This is a genomic window from Candidatus Desulfolinea nitratireducens (assembly GCF_982879505.1).
This window is the reverse complement of record NZ_CEYOSI010000100.1, coordinates 1-9,197: the sequence shown is the minus strand read 5'-3', so window position 1 is coordinate 9,197 and position 9,197 is coordinate 1. Positions and strand designations below refer to the sequence as shown.

The 9,197-nt window shown below is 47.1% G+C and carries 8 protein-coding genes; 3 read left to right on the top strand and 5 right to left on the bottom strand.

The window, feature by feature from the left end; all coding sequences use genetic code 11:
- Nucleotides 1–64: 64 nt before the first annotated feature.
- A complete protein-coding gene (locus tag AC3DOM_RS10095; protein ID WP_487918921.1) occupies nucleotides 65–307 on the top strand; it encodes an acyl carrier protein in 243 nt (80 codons plus the stop codon).
- Nucleotides 308–314: 7 nt separating this feature from the next.
- Nucleotides 315–1,994 carry an AMP-binding protein gene (locus AC3DOM_RS10090; protein ID WP_487918920.1) on the top strand — a complete coding sequence of 560 codons (1,680 nt, stop codon included), beginning with the start codon at nucleotides 315–317 and terminating at the stop codon, nucleotides 1,992–1,994.
- Between the two features lie 54 nt (nucleotides 1,995–2,048).
- Here AC3DOM_RS10090 and AC3DOM_RS10085 read toward each other — a convergent pair whose 3' ends face one another.
- The 5 genes from AC3DOM_RS10085 to alr all read right to left on the bottom strand — a co-directional run bounded on the left by AC3DOM_RS10085 (nucleotide 2,049) and on the right by alr (nucleotide 6,599).
- On the bottom strand, nucleotides 2,049–2,951 hold the full coding sequence (locus tag AC3DOM_RS10085) for a 1,4-dihydroxy-2-naphthoate polyprenyltransferase (RefSeq protein WP_487918919.1): 903 nt from the start codon (nucleotides 2,949–2,951) through the stop codon (nucleotides 2,049–2,051).
- A 105-nt stretch (nucleotides 2,952–3,056) separates the two neighbouring features.
- A complete protein-coding gene (locus AC3DOM_RS10080) occupies nucleotides 3,057–3,980 on the bottom strand; it encodes an RluA family pseudouridine synthase (RefSeq protein WP_487918918.1) in 924 nt (307 codons plus the stop codon).
- Nucleotides 3,980–4,534 (bottom strand): signal peptidase II, encoded by a 555-nt coding sequence (gene lspA, locus AC3DOM_RS10075; protein WP_487918917.1) that lies wholly within the window; start codon nucleotides 4,532–4,534, stop codon nucleotides 3,980–3,982. The genes AC3DOM_RS10080 and lspA overlap by 1 nt, the downstream gene beginning before the upstream one ends.
- 96 nt (nucleotides 4,535–4,630) lie before the next feature.
- Entirely contained in the window at nucleotides 4,631–5,359 is a 729-nt protein-coding gene (locus AC3DOM_RS10070) for a sulfite exporter TauE/SafE family protein (RefSeq protein WP_487918916.1), read from the bottom strand.
- A gap of 85 nt (nucleotides 5,360–5,444) precedes the next feature.
- On the bottom strand, nucleotides 5,445–6,599 hold the full coding sequence (gene alr / locus AC3DOM_RS10065) for an alanine racemase (RefSeq protein ID WP_487918915.1): 1,155 nt from the start codon (nucleotides 6,597–6,599) through the stop codon (nucleotides 5,445–5,447).
- Nucleotides 6,600–6,903: 304 nt separating this feature from the next.
- On the opposite strand from alr, the gene AC3DOM_RS10060 reads away from it, so the two are divergent.
- Nucleotides 6,904–9,114, top strand: coding sequence for an adenylate/guanylate cyclase domain-containing protein (locus AC3DOM_RS10060; RefSeq protein ID WP_487918914.1), 2,211 nt, complete (start codon nucleotides 6,904–6,906; stop codon nucleotides 9,112–9,114).
- The last annotated feature ends 83 nt before the right edge of the window (nucleotides 9,115–9,197 follow it).

Here is a 9,197-nt window from a genome sequence, read left to right as displayed (position 1 = left end):
TCATGATCTCCCGAACAGTACAGAAGCTAAGTGACAATATTAAAATCAAAGGATATTCCCAATAATGGATCAATCAATTTCATCTCAAATTGCCAAATTTGTCGCTACAGAAATACTCAAACAACCCGGTCGAGAGATTTCCCTGGACGAGCCCTTGATCTCCAGCGGGATAATTGACTCATTTAGCCTGATGGATTTGGCGCTCTTTATTGAAGATACCTTTGGTGTACGCATAGAAGACACCGAGTTGAACGCAGAAAGCTTTGATTCACTCCAGCAGTTGTCAGATTTGATCACCTCCCGTTAAAACACAAATGACAACCCTTTCTGATATATTAATCAAATCCCGTCAGGATATTCCTGATCAAGTTGCCATATATTTGCAGCATGCGGGGCATGAAGATTTTTCCATCACCTATGAAGGTCTGTTTAGAAACGCAGCGGGTTATTCGCGCGTTTTTGAATCGCAAGGTATTCAGCCAGGTGAAGTAGTAGTTCTGATACTTCAGCATGGGAAGGAATTGATTTTCTCCTTTTTTGGGGCAATATTGCATGGGGCTGTTCCGTCCATTATGCCCTTTTTGACGGAAAAACTTTCCCCGGAACGCTATCGCGCTGATATGGCAGCGCTGATTGGTGTGACCAGGCCGGCCGGAATTGTGACCTATCCTGAATTCGAAGAGGAAGTTCGCGCAGCATTAGAGGAAGGTGATTCCGTGCGGAGGGTCATCTTGGCCGAGGAAATTGATCCAGTTGACATAGGGGATGCAAACATGTTATCTGGATTGAGGCGGGAAGAAGATGATATCGTTTTGCTTCAGCATTCATCAGGGACGACAGGTTTGCAAAAGGGTGTCGCATTGTCCCATCAAGCGATAGTAAATCAATTGGATGCTTACGGGCAGGCTTTGCATTTATCTAAAGATGATGTTTTGGTTTCCTGGTTACCTCTTTATCATGATATGGGTTTGATCGCCGGTTTCTTATTGCCTGTATTGAATCGCATTCCTCTGGTTCTGCTGTCTCCATTCGATTGGGTGCGTGCACCGTACCGCCTGATGCAATCTGTTTCGCAATATCGTGGCACGTTAAGTTGGATGCCCAACTTTGCCTATAATTTTTGTGCCCAGCGTGTACGAGAGCGTGACATGGAAGATGTTGATCTATCTTCCTGGCGCATGATTGTAAATTGTTCCGAGCCGGTGCGTTGGGAGAGTCATGAAGCCTTTTATGAAAAATTCAAGAAATACGGCTTGGAGAAAAGCGCATTACATACATCATATGCGATGGCAGAGAATGTTTTTGGCGTGACACAATCTGATCCGAGGGGTGCTCCTGTTGTAGAAATAATTGATCGTGAAGCCTTCCTGGGCGATCAGGTGGCTCGACATGCGGACGATGAACTAACTGGTCTAAAATTGATGTCATCAGGTCGAGTGATTTCAAACACGAATATACGTGTGGTGGATGAAGCCAGGCAAGATCTACCGGATGGGAACATTGGTGAGATAATATTAAAAAGCGACTGTATGTTGTCAGGTTATTACAACCGCCCTGGTATTACCGAAAAAGCATTTTCTGATGATTGGTACCTGACCGGGGATTATGGATATCTTTCCAATGGAGAATTATTTGTTACCGGACGGAAGAAAGATATGCTGATCGTTGGCGGTAAAAATGTGTACCCACAGGATATTGAGGAGATCGCTTATGAGGTGGATGGGGTTCACAAGGGGCGTGCTGTTGTCTTCGGGATATTTGACGAGCGCTCCGGTACAGAGGACGTAGTGCTTGTTGCTGAGGCGGATCTAAAGGATGATGCTGAACGCCAAAAGATATCTGATGCGCTTCGTCAGCATGTGACCAAAAATGCAGCTATTGCTCTACGTTATGTGCGGGTGGTAGGGCCAAAATGGATACTGAAATCTTCTAGTGGGAAAACTGCACGGTTGGCGAATAAAGAAAAATACCTGAAGGAAGTGTTTGAAAAATAGTATTAAGATGGCTTACATTTCCGAGATGCTTAACAGAAATGGCTGAGTGAAAATCTAAAAGATTTTTGCCAAAATTATCCCCACAAAAAACAAAATGCTATAAATTAACGCAATCTTCCCTGTTCCAGCCAGAGCGGCGTTAAGTGGACGTCCCGTCTCAGTTAACACGATCCGGGCAACTTTCCATGCAAACGGGATCGAGAGCCAGACAACCAGCGTCCACCCAGGAATGATATTTATCCGAACTAGAATTGGTAGTACAAGATAAGAGATGATGAGTAAGGCGAGATACTCTTTCCGCGTGGCGGAGACGCCCATCCGCACGGCCAGGGTGATTTTGCCAGCTGACTGATCAACCTCAATATCACGCAGATTGTTGACAACGAGAATATTGACGATCAGCAATCCAATTGGGAGGGACATCCACCATGCAGCGGAGGATGTTTTCAGCGCCTGGACGTAGTAGGTTCCCACAACGGCAGCAACCCCGAAGTAGAGGAAGACGAAAATATCGCCAAGGCCCTTATCGCTGATCGGGCCAGTGTAGGCAATTGCGGTGAGAATGGCGGTCAGGCCGATCAGCAGGATTGCCCACCCAGCAACCGTAATTAGATAAATCCCTAGTAATGCTGCCAGGGCAAAGGTGATCCACATCCCAAGCTGCACTTCTTTTGGCGTGAGCAAACCCGCCTGCGTAACACGCATGGGACCAAGTCTTTCTTTGCTCTCTGCTCCACGCAGATAATCGAAAACATCATTGGCAAGGTTGCTGCCAATTTGCAAAAGAATTGCTCCACTCAAGGCTGCGAGCGCAGGCCAAAAGGAAAATCCCCCATCATAAAAAGCCAGTGCTGAACCCGAAATCACACCTGCCCCGGCGGCGGGCAGGGTTTTGGGGCGAATAGCAAGGAGCCATATTTTGGGTTTGGAGAGATTTTCTTGATTTCCGGAATTCATAGGGTTAACCATATCAACACGAACTAGGAGAATAACCGAATATTGCGAATGGCTTTAGCTTTGTTCGATCAAAGTGAATCTGCCAAATCTGTGTAAAACAACGTTCTATTTTTTTCGCAATTCGACCAAAACACTTTCCAATTCTTCAGGCAAGGGAGATTTAAAAGTGCGCGCTTTGGTTTCATGCGGGAGAATAATTACCAAACGAGCGGCGTGCAAAAACTGGCGGGGAACTTTCACTTTTTGTTTACGATGACCGTATAAGATATCACCTGCAACCGGAGATTCTATAAAGGCGCAATGCAGGCGGATCTGGTGTGTTCGGCCCGTCAATATCGAAACTTCCAAGAGGGTGTGGTCTGCGAAACTCTCTAGCGTTTTATATTCGCTGATCGCATCCCTTCCTTTGCCCGGTGTGAGAATTGCCATTTTTTTGCGATGCTTGGGGTCACGTCCAATCGGGGCTTCGACTCGTCCCTTTGGGGTAGGCGGAGCGCCATCTACCAATGCTAAATAGACTTTTTTAACTGACCGATCCATAAACTGGGCTTGAAGCGATTGCAGAGCAGCATCATTTTTTGCCATGATGATGATGCCAGAGGTGTCTTTGTCCAGGCGATGGACTACGCCGGGGCGAATCTCGCCTCCGATCCCTTCCATCTTGGGGGCATGTGCGAGAGCAGCGTGAACCAATGTCCCGGAGTCGTGGCCCGCCGAGGGGTGAACCACCATCCCGGCAGATTTATTAATCACAATTACGTCATCATTTTCAAAGATAATATCCAATGGAATGGCTTCGGGTTGCAAATCTGTCGGCTGCGATTGCAGGATACGTACTGAGATTTGTGCACCTTGTCCTAGTTTTAGCCCCGTTTTTTTGGCGATCTCACCGTTTACCGTCACCAATTCATTTTTTATCATTCCCTGCAAACGGGATCGTGAAAATTCCGGCAAATTTTCGACCAGAAAGTGGTCTAGCCGCTCCTGTTGGGGAGAATCAAAACGAAGCTCGACCAGACGTTCGTCCATTAAATGGAAGCCTCTTCCCCCGTGAGTGATTCCCCATCCGATTCATTTTGCGGGTCACTTTCCCTCTTGATTTGCCTCTCGCGCCTTTCCATGATCCAGATTCCGAGCACCATCACGGCAGTGCCAACGCTGATGCTTGCATCTGCAACGTTGAAAACAGCAAAGTTGCCAATCGAGATCCAATCGGTGACAACGCCTTCAAAAAGCAATCGATCCGTCAGGTTGCCGATCGCACCACCCATTTGCATTATTAGAGCGATGCGGAGGAACCAATCGCCCTGCTCGATTTCGCGATAGAAGAAAAGGATGGCGATGATGACGACAAAGGCGAGGATAGTGAAGACGGGGGCCCCATTTTTGAACATACCAAAGGCGGCGCCGGTATTATGCCAATGAACGACACGGGCGTAGGGGGCCAGATTTTCCCAACCTTCAGGAAGCCACATGCTGCCAGCGGGAATATTTGTGCGAACGAGGCTTTTTGTCCATTGGTCGAGGATGACGAGGATACCTGCGCTAGCGAAAAGGGTTAAGTAATTTCGTAGAACTTTCAATTGAACTCCTTGCGATGGTCTTGCGATCTGAATATCTATATGCCGGTCAGTTGACCAAACAACCAGATGGACGACCAGGCTAGCCGACCATATATTTTACCCCAATGCAGAGAAAAAAATCCTTATTCCACCAAGGAAAAGGATAAAGGCCAAAACATTGCGGGTAATATTCCCCTCGAGTTTGCGGCTGCCAAACTCTGCGCCGATCCAGCCGCCGATGATGACAGCAATTCCCCAATAGACGGTCTGGGGTGGCAGGGTGAGGGAATTGCTCCAATCGCCAAACAGACCTGAAACCGAGTTAACCAGCACGAAAAGGATTGTGAGGCCTGCTGTTTCTTTAGGTGTTGCCCAGCCCATGATCAGGACGAGTGGGCTTAGGAAGATTGCCCCACCTACACCTGTTATCCCGGCGATAAAGCCGATCAGCGCTCCGCTTATGAGAGCTGCCCATAGTGGGGGTGCAATGACTGGTTTATTTTCTGCTGAGTGAGCAGTGATGAAGAGTCGGGTGGCCGCAAATAGCAGTAGCAATCCGACGATGCCTTTGTAGATGTCACCATCGAGATTAAGGCGTCCACCAAGAAACGCTAAGGGAATCGACGTGGCTGCAAAAGGCCAGAATAACTTCCAGGAGAAATGCCCGGCGCGGGAATATTTATAAGTCCCAATGGATGAGACGAGGATATTTAATCCAAGCGCAGTTGGTTTCATTACGGCAGGGTCAAAATTGAAGAGGCCCATCAGGGCGAGGTAGCCTGAGCCACCACCGAGACCGACGGAGGCGTATAGGGTGGATGTGATGAGGATGAGGATGGTTAGCATTGGTAGAATAAATTGAAGGGTTGGAAGAAAAAGGCAAGTAAGAAGGAAAATGTGATGCGTGAGGGAATTGTTCAGGACTTAGTTTTCACTTCTCAGTTTTCACATAGACTCTCGGTACTCGAGTATTGATATTGGTCAGAATCTCATAGGGAATGGTGCCTGCCCAGCGGGCAAGATCTTCGGCGGTGATGCGCTGACCATCCATCTCTCCGATCAGGACGACTTTATCGCCGTTGTAACCGCTGCCTTCCGGACCGAGGTTGACGACTATCTGATCCATGCAAATGCGTCCAACCTGGGGGACCTTAACCCCTTGAATAATGACCTCGGCCTTATCAGACATGGCACGGAAGTAGCCATCGCCATAGCCGACGGGAATAGTAACCACACGGACATTCTCGTCCGATTGCCATGTGGAACCGTAAGAGACGGGGTGCCCGGGCTGGGTGACTTTGAAGTAAACCACTTTTGATGACCAGGATAATGCCGGCTTAACTGTGACGGTGCGCTCAACCTCATCGGAAGGATACACACCGTATAGCAGGATGCCCGGTCGGACGATATCGAAATTCGCTTCCGGAAGCTGGAGAACTGCACCGGAGTTGGCAATGTGTCGGAGTGGGGTTGGGAGAGAATGTTTTTCGTAAAAATGAAGGACCTCGTTGAAACGAGCAAGTTGAAGCCGTGCGTGACTCAGATCTTCCGCATCCGAATTGGCAAAGTGCGAGTAAATGCCCTCTGTGAGAACATGCTTGCAGCCCAATGCAGTTTCCTGTAATGTGTGGGCACTGTAATAGTGGACACCGATCCGCTCCATACCGGTGTCGATTTTAAGATGGACGATGGCTTTTTTGCCGAGGTTTTCTGCAACCCGATCGATTTGCTGCAGTCTTTCGACGGAGGAGGCGGTCAGGGTGAGATCGTGTTTGATAAACTCGGGGATCTGCTCTTCCCAGATGCCACCCAGAACAAGGATCGGGGTTTGGATGCCCATCTCACGCAGGATAATGCCCTCTTCAAGGACGGCGACGCCGATATAGTCGGCGTGCGGGGCGAGGTGGCGGGCGACCGCATCCAGGCCGTGACCATAGGCGTTGGCCTTGAGAATGATCATCACCTTGGCGGGTGAAGTTTTCTCTCGAATGGCTTTCAGGTTTTGGCAAAGGTAATCGAGATTAACTTCGACGTGCGTGGGGCGCACACTGCCGCTGGCGTTGGTCGTGGGTTGCTTGAGTTGCATGGGTGGATTATAACGTAGAGTGGCGTGTGGAGAGGTGTAGAAGAATTGAGCGTTGATGCCTTTATTTATCTATCCAGATATTCCCACCATAATCATTTCATTAAAAGGAGACAGTATAATTTGTAGCCCTGACAGCAAACCACTAAAACCGATTACGGTAATAGTATTTCAAGACAGATCTTGTATCGAATTTGTAATCTTTTATGAGTTTTGCCGATATAATATTATGCAGGTAGCAATTTATCTGCTTTTTTTTAACGCGACAAAAATTAATTTATTCGAGAATATATAAAACGGGTGTTATATGAAAGTTCTCATCGTTCAATCTGAGATTGAATCAGAACAAACTCTTACCGATATATTCAGCAAACGGGGCGACGAAGTTTTCAGCACTTTAAATGTTGAGGATTCAATCTCCATTCTTCAAAGGGAAAAACCAGAATTGATGGTGCTGGACCTTCACATTTCCAAGGAGTTACTCTTGGATCTGCTCAGAACCCTTCAAAATAGATTTCCCGGAGTGAGAGTGATCATCTCTATTCGCTATAAAGATCTTGCGCGCGAATTGGATGTTAAAGGATTTGGGGCCAATGTTTTTTTGCGTGCACCTTTTACCATTTTTTGGGTGGAGAAAGCTTTAGAGAAACTGAAACATATTGACTCTGAAGATAAGAAAAACAGCAGAGGTATACAATCTGCGTTTCCAAAAATTCGTTTTTCTGTCCGCCTAAAGATCATTTTGCCATATCTTTTATTATCTCTGCTGCTGGCCATGGGTGTCGGTTATGTTGTTAGCCAGGCAGCTATCGATACAATTGAAAGGCGTTTTGTTAATAACCTGATCGAAGTTGGGAAATTGACAAATGCCTGGTTGGTAGAAGAAGAAGGCAACCGCCTGGAAACGATGCGGCAATTGGCCTTCACTGATGGTCTGGCAGAATCTGTTTTAGAAAATGATGCGGTAAGAACTCGAGAACTAGTATTAGGTTTAGCGATCAATAATCAAGAGGAAGCCATCGAAATTCTCGATTTGCAAGGGGTAGCCCTGATTTCAATTCGCCATAACGCTGAAGGAGGACCTGCATCCTTTGATTTTTCGAAAGGGGAAAATATTTTTGTTGAGGCAGATTTCGTTCAAAAAGTGCTTAGCCAAAGCTCTGATGATCAGGGAGATAAATTTGCCGGTCTCATTCAGGCTCCGTGGGGAAATTACTTCTATGTAGCGGGCCCAATTACCAATGAACAGAATCAACTTGTCGGCGCAGTGTTGGTGGGACGATCTGTCTCGACCATGATCCTTGAAACCAGAGAATTATTAATAGGCGATAAAAATACTTTTGCGCATGTATCCCTATATAATCCCAGTGGAATATCCCTGGGAACAACGCTGATCGATATTGATAATATTGATCTTCCTGGTGAGACGGTCACGGAGATCTTTGAACGGCAAGCCAACGAAAGTCAAACGCGACCATTGAATGTGGGCAGCATTAATTATCGTGAGATATTGAGCCCCTGGGAAGTGCGCGGTGGCCAGGATATTGGTCTGGTAGGAGTAGCTCTAGCAGAATCTTTTTTGGTAAGTCCAGGTCAACAAACCCAGGTGCAAATATATATTCTCGCTACCCTCGGTCTGCTCATGATCATTAGTGTTGGGATTCTCCTGTCCAGAAGAATCACGGAACCGCTAAATGAAGTTGTTGCTGCTGCTTCTGAAGTCAGCCAGGGTAAGTGGGATGTTGCTGTGGAGCCCAGGGGGAGAGATGAATTAACCGTACTGGCCCACACCTTTAATTATATGATCTCCAATCTAAAAGAAGGCGAGATATACAGGGATTTATTAGGGCGCACGATCACTCCCCAGGTACGGGATCAACTAAGAGGTACGATCGAATCCGGAAATCTTAAATTGGAGGGGCAAAGTACCATCGCGACAATGATGATCACCGATATCCGCAGATTTACAGTCATCTCAGAAAGTGAATCCCCAAAAACCATTTTGGAATGGCTCAATAAATATTACGGGGAAATTGTCCCGATCATCAACACAAATGACGGTGTGACCAGTGAATTTATCGGCGATTCAATCATGGCATTTTTTGGGATCCTTCCGCTAACCCTCGATCCATCAGAAAGTGCGCGACAAGCCTGTATTGCAGCGGTTGAAATCCTTAAGACTGTTAATGCAATGAATGCAAAACGCCAGAAAGAGGGCATCCCCCCTATGGTAACCGGCATTGGGATCAACACGGGCGAGGTCGCTGCGGGAGGTGTCGGCACTGCCGACAGGCTTCACTATACTGTGATTGGGGATGCCGTCAACATCACCCAGCGTCTTGAAAATCTGACCAAAGTACTTGGTGAGACCAGTGCCATCATCAGTGAGGGCACATACGAAGCCCTGGGAGTTTATCGAGAGAACTTTAAACTCTCCCCAATGGGCGGTCAAATATTTAAAGGAAAATCAGATCCAATACAGGTTTACCGGTTACTGCCCGAACAGGTTGAAAATTAACCCCTGCATAGATAAATAACGATAACGTGTGTGTCGAAAAATTATTGAATATAATATTAGACCTCTTGCATAAATGCTCCCGG